This is a genomic window from Capnocytophaga sp. oral taxon 336 str. F0502 (assembly GCF_000411575.1).
Classification (GTDB): Bacteria; Bacteroidota; Bacteroidia; order Flavobacteriales; family Flavobacteriaceae; genus Capnocytophaga; species Capnocytophaga ochracea.
In genome coordinates, this window is the sequence record NZ_KE150488.1 from 415,956 (window position 1) to 438,844 (window position 22,889).

At 42.6% G+C, this 22,889-nt stretch carries 14 protein-coding genes; all 14 read right to left on the reverse strand.

Annotated elements, in window-relative coordinates; all coding sequences use genetic code 11:
* Positions 1 to 79: 79 nt before the first annotated feature.
* Positions 80 to 1,492, reverse strand: a complete 1,413-nt coding sequence (locus HMPREF1528_RS01910; protein WP_016478414.1) for a cellulase family glycosylhydrolase — start codon at positions 1,490 to 1,492, stop codon at positions 80 to 82.
* A gap of 278 nt (positions 1,493 to 1,770) precedes the next feature.
* Entirely contained in the window at positions 1,771 to 2,259 is a 489-nt protein-coding gene (locus HMPREF1528_RS01915) for a hypothetical protein (RefSeq protein ID WP_016478415.1), read from the reverse strand.
* An 809-nt stretch (positions 2,260 to 3,068) separates the two neighbouring features.
* Positions 3,069 to 5,525 (reverse strand): beta-galactosidase GalA, encoded by a 2,457-nt coding sequence (gene galA, locus HMPREF1528_RS01920; protein WP_016478416.1) that lies wholly within the window; start codon positions 5,523 to 5,525, stop codon positions 3,069 to 3,071.
* Entirely contained in the window at positions 5,526 to 6,314 is a 789-nt protein-coding gene (locus tag HMPREF1528_RS01925; RefSeq protein WP_016478417.1) for a glycoside hydrolase family 16 protein, read from the reverse strand.
* Positions 6,315 to 6,346: 32 nt separating this feature from the next.
* The gene (locus HMPREF1528_RS01930) at positions 6,347 to 7,903 is read right to left on the reverse strand and encodes a DUF1735 domain-containing protein (protein ID WP_016478418.1); all 1,557 of its coding nucleotides are present in this window, start codon (positions 7,901 to 7,903) and stop codon (positions 6,347 to 6,349) included.
* A gap of 158 nt (positions 7,904 to 8,061) precedes the next feature.
* Entirely contained in the window at positions 8,062 to 9,762 is a 1,701-nt protein-coding gene (locus HMPREF1528_RS01935) for a RagB/SusD family nutrient uptake outer membrane protein (RefSeq protein ID WP_016478419.1), read from the reverse strand.
* Between the two features lie 4 nt (positions 9,763 to 9,766).
* Positions 9,767 to 12,520: a SusC/RagA family TonB-linked outer membrane protein gene (locus HMPREF1528_RS01940; protein WP_016478420.1), complete on the reverse strand. Its 2,754-nt coding sequence runs from the start codon at positions 12,518 to 12,520 to the stop codon at positions 9,767 to 9,769.
* Positions 12,521 to 12,544: 24 nt separating this feature from the next.
* Positions 12,545 to 14,293 (reverse strand): RagB/SusD family nutrient uptake outer membrane protein, encoded by a 1,749-nt coding sequence (locus HMPREF1528_RS01945; RefSeq protein ID WP_016478421.1) that lies wholly within the window; start codon positions 14,291 to 14,293, stop codon positions 12,545 to 12,547.
* Positions 14,294 to 14,305: 12 nt separating this feature from the next.
* Positions 14,306 to 17,590, reverse strand: a complete 3,285-nt coding sequence (locus tag HMPREF1528_RS01950; RefSeq protein WP_016478422.1) for a SusC/RagA family TonB-linked outer membrane protein — start codon at positions 17,588 to 17,590, stop codon at positions 14,306 to 14,308.
* 757 nt (positions 17,591 to 18,347) lie between these two features.
* Positions 18,348 to 18,806 carry a CopD family protein gene (locus HMPREF1528_RS01955; protein ID WP_016478423.1) on the reverse strand — a complete coding sequence of 153 codons (459 nt, stop codon included), beginning with the start codon at positions 18,804 to 18,806 and terminating at the stop codon, positions 18,348 to 18,350.
* 17 nt (positions 18,807 to 18,823) lie between these two features.
* A complete protein-coding gene (gene pth, locus HMPREF1528_RS01960; RefSeq protein WP_016478424.1) occupies positions 18,824 to 19,390 on the reverse strand; it encodes an aminoacyl-tRNA hydrolase in 567 nt (188 codons plus the stop codon).
* Positions 19,391 to 19,433: 43 nt separating this feature from the next.
* Positions 19,434 to 20,735 (reverse strand): 30S ribosomal protein S12 methylthiotransferase RimO, encoded by a 1,302-nt coding sequence (rimO, locus tag HMPREF1528_RS01965; RefSeq protein WP_016478425.1) that lies wholly within the window; start codon positions 20,733 to 20,735, stop codon positions 19,434 to 19,436.
* A 50-nt stretch (positions 20,736 to 20,785) separates the two neighbouring features.
* The gene (locus HMPREF1528_RS01970; protein ID WP_016478426.1) at positions 20,786 to 21,403 is read right to left on the reverse strand and encodes a hypothetical protein; all 618 of its coding nucleotides are present in this window, start codon (positions 21,401 to 21,403) and stop codon (positions 20,786 to 20,788) included.
* A 3-nt stretch (positions 21,404 to 21,406) separates the two neighbouring features.
* A complete protein-coding gene (locus HMPREF1528_RS01975) occupies positions 21,407 to 22,492 on the reverse strand; it encodes a hypothetical protein (RefSeq protein WP_016478427.1) in 1,086 nt (361 codons plus the stop codon).
* Positions 22,493 to 22,889 lie beyond the last annotated feature (397 nt).

Sequence of the window (22,889 nt, forward strand, 5' to 3'; positions counted from 1 at the left end):
ATTGCTTTGTTTTTACAATTTTGCCCTTTGCTCATCTATTAGGGCAGTAAGAAAACTAAGGAAAGAAGACAGGAAGATGCTATGGGTTTTCTAATACCACTACTATCGAACGCTTGAAGGCTGGAATCAATGCCTTTCCGTCATACATAGGCATATGTCGTTCCCATTTATCCGTCCAAGGGTCGTAAACACTGTAATGAGTATATTTTATATTTATGAGGTTAAGTGGTATTTCGAAATCTCGTTTCATTTGGGCAGGACGCCCCTCACGCAACTCTGTTTTCCAATTGTTAGCGAGGTCTCTGCACCACAATATCGTTTTTGTTTTGCCTTTTAGTCCGTAACAGGCTACGGTATTTCTTTTGAAATAGAAGGGTTGCATCGCTTCTTTCACGGGGTCAATCCCTTCAATGGCATTCTTGAAACGCCCAAAGTGATACCACAGTTGGTTAGGCTCGATATAATGATCCCAATGCCAAGTGTTGCCCGAACCTGCACTACCTCCAAAGAAAGGAGCAAAGATAAAATCGTGTAACAAAACGCCCTCTGCGTCTTTCGGATAAAGTGACGAAGGTCCTGCGTGGTTAGGGTTTACAGCTCCTATCTCATTGATGATAACAGGCTTGGGGTCGTTTTTGGTAAATGTCAAGCCCATAGCTACGGCATCGGTTGCTAAAGCACTCACAGCTCCTTTCACTATCGGGTATTGATGCCACTTGTCGCCCTCGTCCAGATAACGGTGAATGCTCAAAAACTCGTTGTCAGGTATTACTGCTAACTTCTTGTAGTAGTCGTCCATATAAGAGGCGTGCATACTGCCTAAGGTTTGGGTAACCAATTGCTCAGGGCATAACTTTTTCACCTTACTGAGCATCTCTTCGGTAAAAGGTAGCCACTCTGCTTCGGGTACTGCTGAATCCATTTCGTTCCACAACTCCCAGCCATATACATACGGGTGGTTTTGGCATTTTTTAGCAATCGCTCTGAGGCGTTTTAAGTAGGACTTTTTGCCTTTTTTAGTACTTACATACTCGCTTACATTCTTGAACTTGGTAGCTAGTGAATAGCTGTTACACCAAGAAGCCTCAGGTGAGATGTTATTAGAGATAGTACGCAAGTGATGCAGGGTGAATTTAAGGTAAATATGATACTTTTCTGCAAGTTGTAGCAACTGTTCTATACGCGCTAACTTCTCGGGATTGTATTTTCCTTCCCTTTGGTCTTCTATTTCTAAAAACTCAGTGCTTATCCAAATGCGCATTGCATTTCCACCATTCTCGGCAAAGTGTTTAAAGTACTTTTCTACCTCTTCAAAATTATGCGATGGTAGATAATTGGTGCTAATAGGAATCCACGTCGCACCATTTTTTTCAAAATAGCGCGGGTGGGTTTTGCTTACCGTTATATTTGCTTGTGCCAAACATAGCGGACTGCCTAGGCAAAGCATTAAAAACAAAGCGTTTCTTAGTGTTTTATGTAGGGTTATGTTCATTTTAAATCAAGTAATAGAAAATAGGTAACAGGTTTTAAAAACGTTTTTGTTTTTATATATGAAACTATTTTTAAAATTATTCATTATTTTTATAAGTGATGCTTTTATTTGTCTTACGAAATTCAATCGTACAGAAAGCAGGCAGGTTCTTCTGATGAGCCTCTCAGAGTCCCTCCAACAAATCTGCTAATAATCCCGTGTGACTCACACCCTCATTTGCTCTTTTCCAAATTTCCTAATTCTCTAATTTTCCCACCTGTCTTGCTACGACCTCGTGCCTAAATATCTTTGTTCACTTCAAGAGGCAACACTTCTACGGATACAGTAGCGTTTTCAGGTAGTTTTTGTACTATCGCACCGTAGTATAACACTACTGGTCCAAATAGTCCAAGTAAGTCGAGGTCTACCGTAAGCACGTAGCTATTATTGTTTTTCTTGCTAAACCTACATTTCGCCTGTGCCATTTCAGAAAGCCCTTTTCTTCCTATGATAAGAGTCTGTGTACCGAAATCAATATCCTTAAATTCCTTTATAGTACTGAGGTCAGTATTAGGAAAGAGCGCTTGTAGGGCTTCTTTATTTTGGACAACTCGGTAACCATCTTGGGTAAGGGCAAAATTCACAAAACTATGCTCAGGTGTATTTGCTACAGTCGCAAAACTCTTAACCATTACAGCCTCAGGAAATGTCGTTTCCTCTTCTGTTTTAGAACAACCGCAAGCTGTTATCACCAATAACAACATTGCTAAAAAAGCTTTTGTCTTCATATATAATTGTTTTTAAGATTACTTACTGTTCATTTCAATTCCTACACCAAAGCATTTTCTATTATAAAAATACTCTTTGGCAGAAAGTCCTCTTTCGGGAGTGTCGGCAACAACCGAGTATGTATATAAGGAGATGTTTTCACCACATTACCTTCATCTTTCCTGTCACTATATTCCCCCTTTTTCGTTATACTCCCCCTAGTGCCTATGGCCTAAGGCCTAAGGCCTAGCACCTCCCACTCCATTTGCTAATTTTCAAATTTTCTAATCCCAACCTGCCTATTCTCTTTCCGTCGCTATATCCCCCTCTCCTTGGGAGAGGGTTGGGGTGAGGATTCTCTTTCTTTCGCCTCGAAACCCCGTTTTTACCATTTTTTGCATCGCTGTATTATACTATGAGTCAACCACTTATATACCCTTCCTATACCAATCGTCCAAGATTCGTATAAGCTTCCTATAAGCTCTCTATAAGCTAACCCCACCCTTCTCATAGCCCTTTTTCATCAAAAAGTCTCTTAGCCTCCTTCTGAAAAGCTTCGTTTCCTTCCGAAAGTCCTAACCAGCCTGATTTGTCCTAGAAGTTATACCTGTCAACCCCCCTTTTTTATCATTACCCATTTTCTAATTCCCTCATTTTCTAATCTGCTAATTCACACCACAAAGTTATAAAATATTTGTCAATACAGCAATATGCTCTCTCTCTTTTCACTCTAAGTCAGTTTTTCCCTTTATTTATTCTTCGTTCAAGCCTTAACTTACTTTTTACTGACGTACCCAGCTGTGAACTCTCTCTGGCTTTACCTTTTACCTTAATTCATTCTCACCACCGCCTCTTTCAGTCCGTTACTTGTAGCGCGTAGTTGTACCTTTCCGCCTTTTTCACCTGAGCGGATAATCACTTGGCATTTGCCATTGAAAAGTTTGCGCTCTACACGCTCTCCTTCAGCAAAAGTATCTTTCTCGTGCGAACTGGGGTCGCCGTTTCCTACTCCTATAATGCGAGCATCTCCTGTAAGCTGAAACTGTATAAGGGCATCGGCATTGGGTACTTCACGTCCTTTTTTATCTACTACACTCACGTTCACTACTACGGCATCTTGCTTACCGGCTTTCAGTTCTGTTTTATGAGGAGAAAGCGCAATCGCAAAGGGTTTTTCGGTAGTAGTTATTTCGGAGATAATCCGCTTCCCATTCTTAGTGCCTACCGCTTTCAGCGTACCTTTTTCGTAGGGTACTTCCCAATATAAGTGTCCAAAAGCAGGTGTTTTTTGTTTGCCGAGCGTCTTTCCGTTCAAGAAAAGTTCCACTTCTTCGGTATTGCTATATACCCACACTTTTACCACAGTGTTTTGGGGCAGGTTCAGATTCCAATGAGGGGCTATGTGCAATACAGGCGATTCACTCCAATGGGCTTTGTAGTAGTAATACACGTTCTTAGGGAAACCACACACGTCCATTACCCCAAAATGCGAACTGATATTAGGCCACGCAAAAGGGGTAGGCTCTCCGCGATAGTCGAAGCCCGTCCATACGAAACCTCCCATAAAACGAGGGTCGTTAGCAGTCGTGCTGTACCATTGCTGTGCTTGTGATGCCCAACTGGGGTAACTTTTGTCTTGGTCGAGCAGATAGGCGCGTAGGGTATCGGCTACAAAATGACCACTGTACCCCCCGGCTTTGTCGAGCACTATTTCCGGCAGATACACCCCTCGAGTACCCACGGTGCTGGCTACTTCGGTACCGATGATAGGTTGATTGGGGTGCGCTTTCTCATAATCGGTAAGACCATAGAGGTTGTAATTGAAGCCTCGTACAGGTATGGCAGCACTCACGCCTTCATTTTCATTACCTACGTTGGCGCCATAAGTGCTCACGCGTGAAGGGTCTAAATGCTCTTGTAAACTCACCAACGTACGAGCGATGCGCTCACCAGTTTCGGTGCTTTGTATTTTTTCTTCTTCATTCCCGATACACCACATAAAGACGCTAGCGTGATTGCGGTCGCGCTTGATAAGGTCTTCAAATTGTTGACGGTATTCTCGCCCGCTGTTTAAGAGTCGGGTTTCGTCCATTACTAATAAACCCAAACTGTCGCAGGCTTGTAGCACGGCAGGGCTATGAGGGTGATGGGCAGTGCGGTAAGCATTGGCACCCATTGCTTTGAGTAACCCAATACGATAATACTGCAACTCATCTAATAGTGCAGTACCTACGCCAGCGTGGTCTTGATGTACGCACACGCCTTTTATTTTCATTTTTTTGCCGTTGAGGTAAAAGCCGTCGGGTTGATAACTAAAAGTGCGTATCCCAAAGCGGGTGTGAATAAGGTCGGTGGTCTTTCCGTTGGAAATGATTTTCGTTGTTAAGATGTACAGATAGGGGTGCTCAGTGTCCCAAAGCTGTGCATTAGGAATGTTAAGGTTACTTTTTACAGTTACTTTTTCGTTAGGGACAAAAGTAGTTTTTGCAGATTTGTGAGTAGCTATTACTTTCTTTTCACGGTTAAGAATAGTCCATTCTACCTGAAAAGTTTGTGAGCTTGTTTCTCGGTTATGCACAGTGGCTTCGGCGTGCATTTCGGCTTGTTTGCCAATGCTTTTGGTATAGATAAAAACCTCTTCGGGGGAAGAGTGAACAGAGTTGTAAGAGTTCAACCACACGTGCCGATAGATACCTGCACCTTCGTAAAACCAACCTTCGTTTTGGGTAGCGTCTACCCTTATGGTAATCACATTAGGCTTGCCAAAATGCACCAAATCGGTAATATCGTACTTTATTCCTGTATACCCGCTGAGGTGTTGCCCTACATAAATGCCATTTACCCAGCACCTACTGTCTCTAAAAATACCGTCGAATTGCAGTTCGATGCGTTTGCCCGCTTCGGCTTTACTGAGGTCAAAGGTTTTTCTATACCAACCGATACTATGCTCGGGGAAGGTACTGCCTAAGGCTTTATATCCGTGTGACCAATCACCTTTTTCACTGAAAGGGAGAGTTACTGCCCAATCGTGAGGGAGGTCTACGGTTTGCCACGCGCTATCGTCGTAGTCTGTGCTCGAAAAGTTAATGCCTTTGGAAAGTGTTTTAGAGAAGTCGTTATACACGCGGTAAAACAAATCTTTAGTAGGGTCGGTAGCGTGCCCTAAGCTGAATTTCCAACCGTTATCTAACAATATATGCTCCCTAATGGCTTGCCCATAGATGGGGTGAGCAAGCCATAGGAGCATACCGATGAGAAAGGGAAGAAACTTGTATGGATATCTCATTTACTTTTTAGGTACATATTTGTATACCTTTACCCAATCTACTTGTAGTTTGAGTTGTTTGGTAAAAGGTTTGTTAATGTCTTTTTCAGTTTGAAAGCATAAATGGTGAGGTGCTTTAGCCATTGCTACAGGGTCTTTAAGAGTCCATTCGAGTTTACCGTCGATGTAAATCTTTATGTACTCAGGAGCCCATTCCATTGCTACAATATGCCAATCGGTTTTGCTGTAGTTGCGGAAGCTCTGTTGATACTGTTGGTCTTTACCAGATACTGCGTAATGGATATAGGTATTCCAAGCGTTGTCCTCGTGATTTGTTTCATAGATATCGTTTTCGCCATCGTCAGGCCATTTTTCACTCTCAGGCCAAGTAAGTCCTAAACCGCTGGAAGACTTATGAGGGTCTTCGTCCATACGTATTCTGAACTCAAACTTGCCGTATTTGTAGTTCTTCTTATGAGCTATTCCACCTGTTATAAACATTCCTTCGCGTTTATAATCTTTGTCGATAAGGCAATTCAAGAAGCCGTCTTTCACTTCTATGGCATAGGTACGGCGCGTATTCTCAGGTTTGAGTTTACCTTCTTTTTCGAGGTATTCATTGTCGTATACAGCCCAATTATCTGTGTTTAAGGCATTGCCATCGAAGTTGTCTTGGAAGTCTAACACCCATTCAGTAGGGGTTTCAGGCATAGGGTTGTCTTCAATAGGAGCGTCTCCTCCCGATTTGTTACAGGCTGTAAACCCGCACAATAACATTGTAATAAAACTAAAGGTTGTTGCGTTTTTCATGTGTTTTTTAATTATCTATTTAATAAATTTATTTAAGGTGCTTTTTTAATAAAAATATCTGAAAAGGTCAAGTCTTCGTAATTGTTATCCCAGCTACCTATCTTTATCACAAAGTATAGTTTACCTGTTTTAGTAGCTGTATAAGTCTTTTCCCCTGAAGCTAATTCCGACATCAGTCCGCTTTTAGGTGTTTTAATTTCTCCCGATAGGTCAAACACCTTACCGTCGTTGAAATCTTTGCCTTCTTCTGGTTCCCACTGACTTATATACACTTGTATCCAGCCCCACGCTTTGCCTTTGGCGGTGAGTGTCATATCGTAAGTATAAGTTTCTCCTCCGCTTACTTCAATAGGCTGATAAATTACGTGGTTGAACATCTTTCCTTCGGTACCCGAAGTATAATGAATATTACCGTCGGTAATGGTGATATCAGCTTTTTCTGAAAGACCTCCATTGATGCCTTGCAATAGTATTTTCCAAGCGTCTTTTTTGATGCTAGTCTCTACCGGAGGTTTAGGAGGCTTAGGACTATTATCTTTCTTGAATACGATGTCAGAGAGGGCTAAATCCTCAAAGTTGTTATCCCAGCTACCTATCTTTATTACAAAGTATAGCGTACCGGTTTTACCAGCGGTATAGGTTTTTTGGTCTTGGATAGCTGAAAGTTCGGCAAATGAGCCACTCATAGGAGAGGTGATGTTGTTTTGGAGCTCTAATACCTTGCCATCGCCGAAGTCTTTGCCTTCTTCGGGTTCGTGTTCACTCACATACGCTTGTATCCAACCCCACGCTTGTCCTTTGATTTCCACGTGCATATCGTAAGTGTAAGTTTGTCCTTTTTCCACATTTACCGGTTGGTAAATCACGTGGTTGAACTTACCACCTACTTTACCAGATGAATATTGGATATTACCATCTACGACATTAATCTTAGCATCGGCTGTAATTTTTCCGTCTATACCTTGTTTTAGAATCTTCCAAGCGTCTTTTTTGAGCATATTTTCCACAGGAGGCTTAGGAGGTTCAGGTGGAGTAGGCAAGAACTTCGCCCCGTCAATCACTACAATAGTAGTCGCTTTGTTTTGGAGGATTCTCTCATTGCCATAAATGCTTACTGCCAAAGCGATGCGATTCTTGTAGTAATCGGGGTGGTCGGTAAGGAGCTTTTGCACATCTACGTCCAAGTAAAACGATTCTTCACTTTTACCAGAGGCAACGCTTACGCTTTCAGGCAAAGTGTAAGAGCCTTCGGGTAGTACTACAGCCGGTTTTTTCTCGTCGTTTTTGTACTTTTCTACATAAGCATTAGTAGCTTGTGCATCAACTTTTACTTTTACAGCAAAGCCATCGGTAGAGAGACCAGAGTTCTTCACGCCGAGCACTATTTTCAATTTCTTAGTAGTCTCGTCGAAAGTGTAGTTTTCGGAGTTTCCGCCGAAAGGCACATTGTATTCATTACCTCCGTTGTTCAAGGAGGCTTGTGGCATATAGATATTGTTTATACCAGGGTCTTCAAATACATCGTCTTTTTTACAAGCGATGAAGGCTACGAATAGGAGTAGCAATAATGTAATGTTCTTTGTTTTCATATATAAGAGTTTGTTCTCACCCCCTCCTTCTCCCCCTCCCCCAAGGGAAGGGGGAGAGAATCCGCAAAAGCGATGAGGTTTTATACTAATTATTTATATTCTTTTTTTCAGCTTGTCCCCTTCGGTAGTTCGAGGGCTAATCGCCCGTGTGGCTCACACTACCAACCTGGGTTTTGTTTTACAATTCCGTTAGATTTATTGATTTCGCTATGAGGGATAGGGTAGTAATACATTTTTTCGGTAAAAGTGCGCTTTTCTACTTCTTTTACTTGATAGCTAAAATTATTACCGTTTTTGGTAGCTTGCACTCCCGTAAGTGGCTCATTGAGCACGGTAGTAGCGTCTTTCCAACGGCGCAAATCCCAATAGCGGTGTTCTTCAAAGGCGAGTTCTATACGGCGTTCGTGTTTTACTTTCTCTCTGAACTCCTCTTTTGATGCCGTAGTAATCGCAGGCATTTCCACACCCGTTCTGCCTCTCACCAAATTGATAGCCTCTTTGGCAGTGAGTGCATAACCGTTGTTAGCATCGGGTCCGTAAGCTTCATTCATCGCCTCGGCATAGTTGAGGTAAATTTCAGCCAAACGGAAAACTACCCAAGAGCGGAGTCTTTTTTCATCTTGCACTAAATCGAGATTGTCGTTCAAAAACTTTTTGAGGTAGTAGCCCGTGCGTGAAGCGTTTTTGGCGTTGTAGTTGTCAGCGCCACCTGCGTATATTTCTATTGTGCGTCCGTTCCATTGGCTGTTGTTGGTTACTATCGTATAGCCGAGTCGAGGGTCGCGATTGGCGTATATATCATTAGGATCGGGGGTGCCTTTGTACTCATAAGCACTCACCAAATTATGAGAAGGCGTGATGCCGCTGTTGCCCCCTGCCGTGCCAATGGGGTAGTTTTTTCTTTCCAAATCATTGGTGGCACTTTGGCGAATTGCCAGAATGGTCTCAGTGCTTTTAGCGGTTCTGTCGCCGAGGAACAAATCGCGGTAACTATTATCAAGGCTGTAGAGATTTAAGCTGAGAAGCTCATTAGCCGCACTGGCAGCTGCTTTCCACTTGTTTACATCGTTAGTGGGGTTGTACAACGGACTTGCCGCATAAAGCAACACTCTGGATTTGAGAGCTAAGGCAGCTCCTTTGGTAATACGCCCATCTAAGCCTATATCAAAATCTCTTCCCCAATTGGTAATCAAGCTATCTTTGGAAGCATCGATTTCACTCACGATATAGTTCACAACCTCATCCACTGTGTTGCGAGGCAAATGCGTGTTACTATCGGCGGAAAGTCTTGTTTTTACAAGAGGCACCCCTCCGTAGCGTTTCAGTAGTTCAAAATAGAAATAAGCTCGCAACACGCGGTTTTCAAAGCGCAAAGCCCTTATGCTCTTCACATCGCGATTGTAGTTGTTAATGTCGTTTTGAGTGATGAGGTTGCGGTTCTGCTTTAAGAAAGAAGCATAGTTAGGGAAAGTTTCCAAGAAATAAGTAGCCGCTTGTATGCCCTCGTAGTTGTAAGCATACGTATTATCGGGGTTGTTGGTGCTATTCCAGCTTCCTTCGTTAAAAACTTGAGTGTTTGAAGGCGAAAGCGTATATTCAGCCTCGTCGCTCACTGCCGCAAACAGATTGCCATCGATGGCATCAAAGCGGTTTTGCAAACGCGTATAGGCAGCATAACCAAAGTCGTACAACACTTGGTAATTGGTTTTTATCTGCTCGTCGGTATCGTAAATATCTTCTTTGGTGTCTAACACATTACACCCGATGAGTGCACTCATCAGCGCAATGCAGCTCACTGCAAAGATTGTTCTACTCGGTTTATTACTCTTTAACATAGCGATATATTTTCGGTAGTTCATTTGTTTAAAACTTTAAAGACACACCCATAGTAACCGATTTGAGGGCAGGGTAACCCGATAACACTTCGGGGTCTAAGTCGTAATCGGTAAGCAGTGATGAGAAAGTAAATGGATTGGTAGCATTTACGTAAATGCGCAATTTGCTAACGCCTATCTCGTCGAGCATTCGTTTAGGAACGCTGTAACCTAACTCTATGTAGCGTACTCTTAGGTAATTAGCTTTCTTTATCCACAAGGTGGAAGGCTGGGTGTTATTGTTGTTGCTCAATAACGACAAACGTGGGTACTGTGCGCTGCTACGGGTATCGATGCCTTGTGCAGGATAGTAAGCCCAGCGGTTTTTGGCGATAGCATACACATTGCCGTTGTTCTCGAAAGCAACTGTTTTTTGGCGTGCATCGTCTAATAAATTCACCTCTCTGCCTTGTACTCCTTGTACGAGCACTCCAAGGTCAAATCCTTCATAACCGAGGTTGATTGTACCAGCATAAGTGAGTGTAGGGAGGTAGCTTTTGCCTATTTCGGTTTTATCGGCAGGGTCTATACGGTTGTCACCATTTAGGTCGCGGTATTTCACATCACCAGGGGCAACGTTTCCAAACGAAGGTTTAGGGAGTGAAGGTAGCAGATTGCCATTGTTGTCAAAATCGTTTATGTCGTAAAACCCAGTAGCTTCATAGCCAAAGCGTGTGCCGATAGGTCGGCCTGTTTGAGCTGAACTCTCGCTACTAGCATCGTACTCAGCCATATAGTCTATTTTGTTTTTAGCATACGAAGCATTAGCGCCTATACTATAAGTAAGTTTTCCTGCTGCATTGCTGTAAAGCGTACTCACTTCAAAACCTCGGTTAGTTACTTTTCCTATATTTTTATAGGGAGGGGTAGCCCCAAAGATATCCGAAATACTGTAATCAGGGGTGATAATACCTTCGTGTTTGTTGAGGAAAGCATCTATCATCACGTCCCATTTGTTGAAGAATTTAGCTTCCACGCCTATGTTGTACTTATAGGCTTTTTCGGCAAATATACGCTCATTAGGCACGTATTTTAGTCCGATGGCACTATGCCACGACGGGTCATCGTTTCCTGTGGCAAAACCGCCTCCTCCGTAAGAACCGTAATAGCGTTCGTATAAGTAGCGACCTTCGTTGTACACATCGTTACCCGTAGTACCTACCGAAGCGCGCAATTTCAATCGATTGATATTGGCATTCGCCGAAGGGTGTTGTTCATTGAAAACCTGATAAGCTGCTGAAAGGGCGTGATAAAAACCAAACCGATTGCCTTTTTTGTAGTTATCCGAGCCACCGAAAGCAAAACCAAATTCTGCCGATACGCGTTTGTTCCAATCGTAGAACACACGTCCGCCGATGTTCTGATAGGCGTAGTTGTTGTTCAAACCCGCTTTTCCGTTGAGATTATCGTCTATATTATAAACATATTGAAGGTAATTTACCGCTGTTTGGAAAGTGTTTTGTCCAAACTCACGGGCATAAGCTGCACCCAACAGAAACTGCAAACGGTTCCATTGGTTGGTACCCCAGTCGTCGTTTACTTTGTAGTTGCTATCACGATGGGTGGTTTGTGCTACCCCATTGAACATACGAGTGTAATCTCTGCTTACAATGCGTGTACCTCGTGTCCACGAACTGAGCGATACTCCTTGTTGTATGTACAAACCAGGGGTGATGAAGTCTAATTTCTCTTTTAGGTTGAAATTAGCCCCTAAAGTGCGGTCGTGTAGGGTTTTGATACCTAAGGCTCGGATAGAGGCGTAAGGGTTATCGGGGTGGATGGCTGTACCAGGGAACGACCCATTGGGGTTTTGCGCCGGATAAATGATATTAGGGTAGCTCGCCAAGTTTTGCCAGAGCTTATACTCGTTGTAATTAGGCGATTTACGGTCTTCTATACGCCCGTTGATATTTACATTTCCTTCAAATATTTTGAGCATACTGAAGTCTAAATTTGCCTTTACGAGATATTGGTCAAATCTTCCGCTGGAATGCGAATCGTCGTTCTTAGAGGCGTACAAACCACTGTTGCCAGCGTGCCCTAATAGCACAAAATACTTAGTAGTAGCTGAGCCTCCGCGTATGCTCACATCTTGCCTATCAAACAAAGCCAAATTTTTGAGCACTTTGTCGTACCAATCGGTGTTGTATTTCACATCGTTAGGGATATTGTAAAAGCTCGTCCAAGCCCCTGTATCGTTACTGTAAGCCTCGTTGTATAGCTGAGCATACTCGGTAGCCGATAGCGGTTTGCTCAGTACCGTAGGCATTTGCAAACCCGTTTGGAAATCTACCCCTACCACAGGCTTGCCTTCTGTACCGTGTTTGGTGGTAATCCACACGATGCCGTGCGCTCCTTTCATACCAAATGGTGCTAAGGCAGCCGCATCTTTCAAAACTGTAATCGACTCGATTTCGGAAGGCGATAGCAGTATAAAATCACTTTGGTAACCATCGATAAAATAGGTAACCGAAGGGTAGTTATACGAACCCAACCCACGGATATTTAGGCTGGCATTGTCCATTCCTCCGCCTTGCAATACAGTGAGCCCAGGTAGCAACCCAAACAAACTGTTGGTAAAGTTAGTTGTGGGCATTTTCAAGAGTTGTTCTCCTTTTACTGATGAGGTAGAAAGCGTAGACAATTCTTCGGGTACGTTCAGAGGGCTTTGTGCCTGCACAGCACCAGCCCAGAGCATACAGCCCACAAGGCTACAAAATAATATGTTATGTTTATATTTCATTTCAGTTGTTTTATTAATTGGTTATTAGTACCCTGGGTTTTGTATCAAGTAGCCTTTGTTCACTTCCGATTGAGGGAAAGGCTCTAAGTACTGACTGTTGTCCCAATACCCTGTATAGACAGGTTTCACAGCATAAGAAGCGTAATCCCACGCATTCCACCCTTCCGATTTTCCTGGGGCGTACTCAAAAACTACTCCTTTCTTTTCCCCTCCAATGATACCATTAGCAATATCGGTGAGTTTCCAGTGTTTTACATCAAAGTAACGGTGATTTTCTTCGTAGAACTCTACCGCCCACTCTCTTTGTACGAGTTTGCGCAAAGCCTCTTGTCCTGTTTCAGTAACATTGGGCAACCCTGCACGCGAGCGGATAACGTTTAGGTTTTGCAAAGCCTGAGCAGGATTGCCTGCTTCGTTATAGGCTTCGGCGAGATTCAAGTAGAACTCAGCCAAACGGTACAAAGGAAATTCAAACCAATCACGGGTATCAGCCATATAGAAGAATTTTACACGGCGTCCTGCGCCTTCACTACCAGCTCTCTTTTCCCAAGTAGAAGCATTTGCCAAAGTTTCACTCGACCAATAATGAGAGCTCGGGTTGTTCCACGCTTGTTGTCCTGCAATCGCTGCTGAGGCTTTAAAGCGGGCTTCTAACTCATTGCACTTGTTTACATAAGTTGCGTAGCTTTCCCAATTTTCACCTGTCCACGTTTGGTTGGTACCATCAGTTTTGTAGTATTGAGTAAGCTGCAGGTAACTCATAGAGTTTGCTCCTCCTGGTTGGCTGTGAGGGTTATAAGCCTCTATATACTGTTGTGATTTAAAGGCGAGGAGCACTTCTCGGTTGTTAGGGGTTGCTACCGCTGTACCGTAATCGACTAAAGGGTTTCCCGTATTGATGATTTGGTAACCATTGGCAGTTGCCCATCGTATCACTTGTTCATTTGCCTCTATAGCTTTTTGCCATAACGAAGCGTCTTGCGTACCAAAACAAATCAGGTTGTTATTACCTCCCAAACTCATATAAGGTGTATTGCTATTGAACAGCGGACGCGCGGCGTACATCAACGCTTCGGCTTTGATACACATCGGGATACCTTTGGTTACACGTCCTTTTTCCGAAGCATTGTAGCTATCGGGCAGGTCGATAATAGCTTTGTTGCAAAGGGCAATAATGTGGTCTAAGGTAGCGTGCAAGGTGGCGCGAGAGATATTCAGGTCGGAATCTATCGAAAGTGTACCTTCTATAATAGGCACTCCTCCATAACGTTTGAACATTTCCTCATATCGGTAAGCGATGAGGGTATACATTTCGGCTTTGATACTTTTCTTTTGTACCTCAGTAAGATCGGGGACTTTATCGATGTTCTCAATCACCAAATAGCACTGACGAATGGATTGGTAGTTGAACACGAAACCATCGGAGCTAAGCGCTTTGCCATCGGAGTCGCTGGCTACCATTCCAGAACGTTGAATTTTATAGGTGTCTTCCCAACTGAATTTCACATCGTTCACTTCTCCTGATAGGTGAGAGAGTGTACCTGCTTTCAGTCCGCTAATGCGCCCGTTGTCGAAACGCAAGGTAATACCCGATTGTAGGCTCATAACGTAGGCTTGAGCGATAGCCGAGAGAGATTTCTGTTTGCTCGAAAAGATAGAATCGACATTCACATCGCTTCCTAAACTCTTTTCGAGGAAGTGGTCTTCTAACTTACAAGAAAATACTTGTGAGAAAAAGACGAGAATTAAGGTGGTATAAATGAGCTTTTTCATTGGTTGTATTTTTTAGAATTGAACGTTGAGCCCTACGCTATAAGTGCGGGTCATAGGGTAGAGATATCCAGAGGCAGCGCCATTAGAATCTTGTTGTTCGGGGTCATAACCATCGTGCATTTTTGACCACGTATAGAGGTTGTTACCACTCACCGATACCTTCACCGATGAGATACCCGTTTTTTCTAACCACATTTTCTTTTGCAAGAGATAGCTTACCTCTACGTTTTTCAGCTTGATATGGTCGGTAGAGAGCAACCAGAAGTCGCTAAACAATCCGTTGATGTTATCACCTGTGCGCATAGAAGCACGCGGGAAGGTAGGGGTAATGCCATTTTGGGCTTTCTCAGGAGTCCAACGTCCGTCGTACTGATGTTGGAAAGCAGCCCCTGTACCCATATAGAAAGGGTTGCGCGTATAGAAATCTAAAGGCATAGAACCTTGAGCCGTACCGGTGAAGAGCACTGATATTTCAAATCCTTTGTAGCCTACATTGAGGTTTGCCCCAAAGGTATAACGAGGGAAGTTTGCATAGCCAATAGGTACGCGGTCTTTCTCGTCGATGATACCATCGCCATTCACATCTACATAACGGAGGTCACCAGGTTGTACTTTATTGCCATCAAAACGCGAATAAGGGCGTTGCATTACTTCTTGCCAAGTGTTGTAGAAACCATTGGTGAGATAACCTCTATACTGCCCGATAGAATAGCCCGTTTCATTCATCCAAGGGTGAGGATTGTTAGGCTCGTCGCGGTAGTCTATTTTGTTTTTAGCATACGATACATTACCCCCGATACCATAAGTGAAATCGCCTATCTTATCGCCCCAGTGCACTTGTAGTTCGTAACCTTTATTGGTTACCTTACCTATATTGCTAGCAGGAAGGTCAGAACCTACAATACCAGGCACTGTACCTCTGTTCCACAAGATGTTGTCGCGTTTTTCTTGGAATACATCGGCATTGATGGTAAGTCTATCTTTAAACATATTCAGGTCGATACCTGCATTGCTTTTTTTGGCGCGTTCCCAAGTAACATTGGGGTTTCCTACACGAGTTTCCCAAGCACCGGTATAGAAAGGGTCTTTGGTAGTACCATCACTACTACCGAAATAGTAACCTCCTGCACCATAGCCATCGTTGCGGTAACCTTCATAGCCATAGCCCCAAGTACTAGGCAAGTATAGAAAACGGCGACCGCCTACTTGGTCATTCCCTACTTCGCCATAAGAACCTCTCAGTTTTAGATAGGTGAGAATATTGTTTTTAGGGAAGAACTTTTCGTTAGTAACCACCCAACCTAATGAGAAAGCAGGGAAGAACCCGAAGCGTTTGCCAGGGGCAAAGTTTTCGGTACCATTATAACCCATATTGCCTTCAATAAGGTAACGGCGGTCGTAGTCGTAAGTAACCCTACCCGCGAGCCCCATAATACCAGCAGGCACGTTGAACTCAAAACCAGGGTCATACGTTTTTTGTCCGTTAGCCAAAAGTAAGGCAGTGATATTGTGTTTTCCGAAAGAGCGGTCGTAGTTAGTCGCTAATTCAAAATAGAGGCGACGCCACTTGCTTGATTTAAAGCGGTCGGTAAGAGTAGTGCGTTTGAGTCTGCCGCCAAAGAAGAGTAGTTCAGCAGGGTTTTTAGGGTTGCGAGTTACGCTATACGAAGGGATAGAACGTTCTCTTTTCACACCTTTTCTATACAAATCGTTGTAAGAAAAAGTACCTGAAATAGAAAGACCCTGAGTGATATAATCGAGTTTGTGTTTCAGTTTTAAGTTTAGGTTCAAGTCGGTTTGATAGGTAGTAAGATAAGGTCGCCAGAGCAAGCTTGACAACACCGAATAACCTGTACCTCCTTTGCCTACTAAAGGATTTACACCATCTACATATCCATCGATTAAGCGTCCGTCTACAATACCAGGACCTGCAAAAGGTGTATTCGCCAAAATGTGTACTAACATCGACTTTTTGCGTGCTGTTTCGCTGTTTACATCGCCGTCTTGCTCACTACCCAAAATACCACCTACCTTTGAAGATACAGCAGCAAGGTCGAGCGTGAGGTTGGTGCGGTCGGTAAGTTCAAAATCGAAGTTAGAGCGGAAGTTGTAACGCTGGTATTTAGAGTTTACATCGGCGTTGTGGTAGTTAGTTTCTTTGAAAGTACCTCCTTGATAGAAATAACCCAAAGAAGTAAAGTAACGTGTTTTCTCACTTCCTCCTGATACGTTTAAGTTGAATTGCGTTTGAGGAGATACCCCGCCAAAAGCCTCTTTGAAATAGTTATGACTTGTGTAATAAAGTGCGGGGCTATTCAGTAGGGCTTGTTTTTGTTCAGGAGTGAGGTTCATCGCTTCTACCTCTTGGGGCGTATAGTCGCGATTGTTCTTGAACTTCCACAACTCGTTGTGGAAACCGCTTTCACTGAACAGCTTATCGAAGTTACTAGGGTCGTTGTCATTACGAATAGCTTCGTTGCGGAAACGAGCATAATCATAAGAACTGAGCAGGTCTAACTGAGTAGCCAACTCACTCATACCAAAGTTATAAGTAAGACTCACCTTAGGAGCGCCAGAACGACCTCTTTTGGTAGTTACTACCACCACCCCGTTAGCTCCTTTCACACCATAGACAGCTGTTGCCGAAGCGTCTTTCAGTAAGTTAATACTTTCAATTTCGTAAGGGTCCATCGCATTTACGGCATTCATAGAGCTTTGGATACCATCTACTACTACCAAAGGTTCTTGGCTACTTGCATTGAAGGTACTCACCCCGCGAATACGAATGGTAGTAGCGTTCCTACCGGGCTCACCACTGGACTGAGTGGAAGTAATACCTGGCATACGCCCAACCAGCGCATTGGATACGTTGGCAACTGCATTTTCTACGAGTTTGTTACCTTTCACAGAAGAAATAGCACCCGTTACAGTTTCCTTCTTTTGGGTACCATACCCTACCACCACCACTTCTTTTAGTTCGGTGGTTTCGGGCAAGAGCTTTACGGTGATGTTGTTGCGGTTTTGCACCTGCACTTTGGTACTCTTATATCCCATAAAGGATATTTCTAAGGTAGCATTTCCGTTCTTCAAGCTGAGTTGGAAGTTACCGTCGAAATCGGAGGTTACGCCGTTTTTAGTACCTGCTTCCAATACGGTAGCACCCATCAGAGGCATATTGTCTTCATCAACTACTTTCCCTTTTACTGTTTGGGCAAACAGGGATTGTGCTCCTACGCATAGCCCGAACAGCCAAGCGAGCATCAGTAGTTTGGTTTTGTATGAATGTAATCTATCCATAATTTTGGAATTTTAGTTATATGGAAAATGTCTTATTTCGTTGGGGCAAAGGTAGGGTGTTATAGTTAAAGGGTTGTTATCATTTCTTTTCGTTTATTTATCAAATTCTATCTACTGTAAGAAATATTAAAGTAAAGGAAATGTTTAGGTATTTGTTATATTGTGTTTATCAAAGGTTTATAACAAAATACTTTTTTCTTTAACAAGTGCAATATTACATATTTTAAAATAAATAAACAAATAGAGGTTTTACAGTGGGTCTTCAGTGGCTCTACAGTGGCTCTACAGTGGGTCTACAGTGGCTCTACAATGGAGACTAACCGAAGATTAATTGAATACTAAATGAACACTGATTGGATTTAGAATGTTACTAAAACCAATCGAGGGTGGGAAATAAGCAAATTAAAAAATGAGAGAATTAGAAAATTGGAGAGGTTCGGAAGAGGTAATTCAGGTAAAAGGTAAAAGATAAGGAGAGAAATGGGTGGGCTTAGCTGATAGGAAGCTGTATAAAGAAGAGATATTTTTTTGTTATGATACAAATGCAACTTAAAGAGCTGGTGTAACCCATAACAACTAACTTCGACAATTGGTTTATAATCGGAATCAGCTAAAAACCTTAGGTGTGAGTGAAAATGGAAAGTTAAGAGAAGTAAAAGCAGAATTTAACCAGTCGGGAAGTTTGAAGAGAAACAAACCGCGTTTAAATCTTAAAGGAAAGAGGGCTAATGGAAGTTTATTAGTTAGCTCTCTAATATTATTGTATTCCTCCTATTCTTACTAAGCTACCGAGTATTACCATTACTACCCCTATGAGGGTTACACAGATAATATGCACTGCCATTTCGGGTAACTTGTTGAGCTGACCTTTGCGCAGTTTGGGCAAAACGCGCGTTTGTGCCGAAATAGCAAAACAAATAGAGGTGAGCAAGCAAGTGAGTTTCAGCGATACCACGCGCTCAATAGGAGAAGCGAATGAAAACCAAGAACTGAAGCCAGCGTTGTAGTCGTAAGCCATCAAAATACCTGTGATAACTAATACGGCAAGAGAGGGCATTCCGATAGGTTCGTAAGTCTTCTCGAAATTGCCTATATAGCTAAAATCTTTGCGTTTAAGAGCTTTTGGCAAAAAGCCAATAGCCAATACTAAGTGTCCGCCTACCCAAATAGTGGCAGCAATGAGGTGCAGAATGAGAATGAGGTGATGTGTGTACATAGGTATTAGGGGGTGGGTTACTTGTTATTAAACGTATTCATTGTAATATTCAGCCCTGCTAAGCCAAAAGAAAGGACGGCTTCGGCACATTTTTCTAAGCGTTCGGGGAGGAGGGTTTGCTCTTCGGGAGTCCATTCGCCGAGTACATAGTCTATTTGCTTGCCCGATTCAAAATTACTGCTAATACCAAAACGCAAACGTGCGTATTGTTGGGTGTTCAGTTGAGCCTGAATATCTTTAAGTCCGTTGTGCCCCCCGTCGCTACCTTTGCCTTTGATACGGATAGTGCCAAACGGGATATTCAAATCGTCGCAAATGACCAAAAGGTTTTCCAAAGGAATGTTTTCTTTTTCCATCCAGTAGCGCACCGCTTTGCCACTGAGGTTCATATACGTGGAGGGTTTCAACAATATAAAGGTACGCCCTTTCACTTTAATTTCGGCGAGGTCACCAAGCTTCTGAGTAGTAAAAGAAGCATTATGGTCTTTCACCAATGTGTCGGCTACAAGGAATCCTATATTATGACGAGTGTTGGCGTATTCAGCCCCTATATTGCCGAGGCAGGCTATTAAATATTTCTTCATAGTGCAAAGGTAGTAATAATTTGCGAATTAGCCAATTTGTTGATTAGCAAGGCTCTCCATACAAATCGTAATCGGTAGCATCAATAATCTTTACATCTGTAAAATCACCTATCTTTACATAGTGTTTTTTAGCATCGATAAGCACCTCGTTGTCTACATCGGGCGAGTCGTATTCGGTGCGACCTACAAAGTAGTTGCCTTCTTTGCGGTCGATAAGGCAACGAAAACTCTTCCCTACTTTCTCTTGGTTGAGCTCCCACGATATTTGCGATTGTATCTCCATAATCTCATTAGCACGTGCAAGCTTTACTTCTTCCGGCACATCATCTTCGAGCGCATAGGCGGTAGTGTTTTCCTCGTGACTGTAAGTAAAACAACCCAAACGGTCGAAACGCATCTCTTTTACAAAGTCTTTCAGCTTCTGGAAGTCTTCTTCCGTTTCTCCAGGGTACCCCACAATAAGGGTAGTGCGTATAGCCATTTCGGGTATCGCTTCGCGAAACTTTTTCAGCAGTTTAGTAGTCTTCGCTTGGGTAGTACCGCGCTTCATACTTGCGAGGATAGAGTCAGAAATATGTTGAAGCGGAATGTCTAAATAGTTACAGATTTTAGGTTCAGTCTTCATCACCTCCAATACGTCCATCGGGAAGCCGGTAGGGAAAGCGTAGTGTATGCGTATCCATTCAATCCCTTCTACTTTCACAAGAGCACGCAATAGGTCAGCCAAAGCGCGTTTCTTGTAGAGGTCGAGACCGTAGTAGGTAATGTCTTGGGCGATGAGAATGAGCTCTTTCACCCCTTTGGCAGCCAACTTCTCCGCTTCGGTTACGAGAGCTTCAATAGGGGTCGATAGGTGCGCCCCGCGCATTAGCGGAATTGCACAAAAGCTACAAGGGCGATCGCAACCTTCCGATATTTTCAGATAGGCGTAGTTCTTAGGGGTAGTAGTGAGACGCTCGCCTATGAGCTCGTGTTTATAGTCGGCACCGAGTACTTTCAAAAGGGCAGGGAGCTCACTAGTGCCGAAGTATTGGTCTACATCAGGGATTTCTTTCTCCAAATCGGGCTTATAGCGTTCAGAGAGACACCCCATCACAAACACCTTATCTACCAATCCTGCTTCTTTCTGTTGTACATAGTCCAAAATAGTGTTGATACTCTCCTCTTTGGCATTGTTGATAAACCCACAAGTGTTAATCACCACAATATTGCCTTTTTGTTCGTGCACCACCTCTTTACCGTCCGCTTTGAGTTGCCCCATCAGCACTTCGCTGTCATACACATTTTTAGAACACCCAAGGGTTACGACATTTATAGTGTTTTTCTTTATACTTCTTGTTCGCATCTGTTGTTAGTTTCAGGGGGCAAAGATAAGAATAATTTTGTGGTTCACGCTTAAAAATGGAAATTCAGCTGTACAAAGCCTATTTTAGCTAAACGACTCTCAAACCACTCGGTTTGAGCATCGGGGTCGAAGCTTCGGCGATCGCGACGAATGCTGTATTTCACAAAAAAACCTGGCTCGGTAGCTACCGAAAAATTCTTGCTCAAGCGAAATAGTACCCCGAAAAAAGGATTAAGAGCAAAATTAGTAAAGTGTTGTTGGCGGTCTTTGTAATAAAGATAACGCCCCCAAACATCAATTCCATAGTAGAATTGCCATTTCTTATAGTCTTTGAAGAGTTTGTCAACACCTATCTTCAAAGCAAGTTCATAACTGCTATCCTTAGCAGTTTCTGCGCGATAATCTCCCCCAATACGATAGGCAAAAGAAGGTGTTTTTAGGTAACGGTATTCCAATAGGAAAGCATTGCTATCACTGGGGAAAGCAGCATTTACAAATTTGGAAAGCCCTATGCCTATTTGATGCTTACATTCTGGTATATCATTCACAATTGTCGTAGGAGAGGTAGTGGCGATGATACTATCAGTAGTCCTAAAAAGAACATTGCCCTCTTGAGCGAGAGCAATGCCATTAATTATAGTTAAAATGAATAATAAGAACTTTCTCATTACTTATTTAGTTTTAGTAAAACGTTTGAATATTTCGGTTACTCTCTCTTCAAAGTCCGATACGTATTTTTCTGCTTTTTCTTTAGAACCGTCAGAGAAAATAAAGTAAACTACCTCTTCGTCGTTTTCTTTATCGAATTTCACATCAGCTACTTTGCGACCATTTTTATAGAGCTCTGCTTTTACATAAGTATTTGCTTCTTCCACTGTTAAGTCTCCTATTTTTTTACCTGACTTATGCACTGATTTTACATCTGCTTGTGCTATAATTTGAAAGTCATTTTGAATAGCTAACACGTGAATGTTATCAACTGCTTCTTCAAAAGTAGCAAAGCTATCATAATTGCCAGAAGTAAGTTTTACATTGGCTTTTAATCCAGTTGTGCAGCCTTGAGGAGAACTAAAGGCAAAGTCAAAGATAAAGTTCTCAGCGGTTTGTTTGGTAAGTCTGATAGTAGTGGTAAACGGATTGGTAAAAATAGTAATATCTGCTGAAGTAGGCACTGCAAAATTAGCGTTTTGTTCATATCTCACATTGCCAATTGTTACTTCAAGCATTTTTACGTTATCTACCGTAACAACAGCGTGACCTTTTATAGGAAGTTTACTTACATCTCCTCCTTCAAAAGTAGCTTTAAAATCTTCATAATTTTCTACTACCCCACGGGCATTGTTGGTAGTACTGCTAGCCGTAGCTGGGAACAACCAAACGATGTTATTGGTAGTATTAGCCGTTTTGTCCCATTGTTTAGTAGTGCTATTCCAAGTGTAGGTACCTTTGAGCTCTTGGTAGTTAAAACCATTGTCTTTGTTCAAGTCAAACTGACGGTCGAATTGGTCACCTAATTGGTCAAACCACGTTTCTTTTTGATCATATTGGTCTCTACCTGCTTCTTTGAAAACAGTATTGTAAAAGAAGTCAGCAAAACTGCCGTCATTTGCTTTTTTAAGACAGTCATAAAAACTGTTCATCGTAGCGGTTACCGCTGCTTTTGCTTCCTCTGCAGAATATGCAGGAGCATCATCGTTTTTGTCGCCACAACTTACGAGGGCAACTGTGGCCAAAAGGCTCAATAAAAATTTCTTCATAATGTTGTATGTATTTAAATTTTGGGGCAAAAGTAATGCTTTTTTTTATTCTCAACTATTAAAGTAATGTTAAACTTTTACACAATAACAAAAAAACCGACCTCTTTCAGAGATTCTCCAATTAATCACACTTCTCCTTTGCTAATTTCCAAATTTGTTAATTCTTTAATTATCCCAAACCATCTATTCTCTTTCCGTCACACTCCCTCCTAGTGCCTATGGCCTAAGGCCTATTCCTCTTTCTTTCGCCTCGAAACCCTCTTTTCGCCATTTTTTGCATCGCTGTATTGTACTATGAGTCAACCACTTATACACCCTTCATATACCAATCGTCCAAGATTCGTATAAGCTTCCTATAAGCTCTCTATAAGCTACCCCCACCCTCCTTATACCCTTT

Excerpts from the sequence above, each read along its gene's own strand:
- HMPREF1528_RS01910 (WP_016478414.1), bottom strand. The coding sequence starts at position 1,492 with ATGAACATAACCCTACATAAAACACTAAGAAACGCTTTGTTTTTAATG.
- HMPREF1528_RS01915 (WP_016478415.1), bottom strand. The coding sequence starts at position 2,259 with ATGAAGACAAAAGCTTTTTTAGCAATGTTGTTATTGGTGATAACAGCT.
- galA (WP_016478416.1), bottom strand. The coding sequence starts at position 5,525 with ATGAGATATCCATACAAGTTTCTTCCCTTTCTCATCGGTATGCTCCTA.
- HMPREF1528_RS01925 (WP_016478417.1), bottom strand. The coding sequence starts at position 6,314 with ATGAAAAACGCAACAACCTTTAGTTTTATTACAATGTTATTGTGCGGG.
- HMPREF1528_RS01930 (WP_016478418.1), bottom strand. The coding sequence starts at position 7,903 with ATGAAAACAAAGAACATTACATTATTGCTACTCCTATTCGTAGCCTTC.
- HMPREF1528_RS01935 (WP_016478419.1), bottom strand. The coding sequence starts at position 9,762 with ATGAACTACCGAAAATATATCGCTATGTTAAAGAGTAATAAACCGAGT.
- HMPREF1528_RS01940 (WP_016478420.1), bottom strand. The coding sequence starts at position 12,520 with ATGAAATATAAACATAACATATTATTTTGTAGCCTTGTGGGCTGTATG.
- HMPREF1528_RS01945 (WP_016478421.1), bottom strand. The coding sequence starts at position 14,293 with ATGAAAAAGCTCATTTATACCACCTTAATTCTCGTCTTTTTCTCACAA.
- HMPREF1528_RS01950 (WP_016478422.1), bottom strand. The coding sequence starts at position 17,590 with ATGGATAGATTACATTCATACAAAACCAAACTACTGATGCTCGCTTGG.
- HMPREF1528_RS01955 (WP_016478423.1), bottom strand. The coding sequence starts at position 18,806 with ATGTACACACATCACCTCATTCTCATTCTGCACCTCATTGCTGCCACT.
- pth (WP_016478424.1), bottom strand. The coding sequence starts at position 19,390 with ATGAAGAAATATTTAATAGCCTGCCTCGGCAATATAGGGGCTGAATAC.
- rimO (WP_016478425.1), bottom strand. The coding sequence starts at position 20,735 with ATGCGAACAAGAAGTATAAAGAAAAACACTATAAATGTCGTAACCCTT.
- HMPREF1528_RS01970 (WP_016478426.1), bottom strand. The coding sequence starts at position 21,403 with ATGAGAAAGTTCTTATTATTCATTTTAACTATAATTAATGGCATTGCT.
- HMPREF1528_RS01975 (WP_016478427.1), bottom strand. The coding sequence starts at position 22,492 with ATGAAGAAATTTTTATTGAGCCTTTTGGCCACAGTTGCCCTCGTAAGT.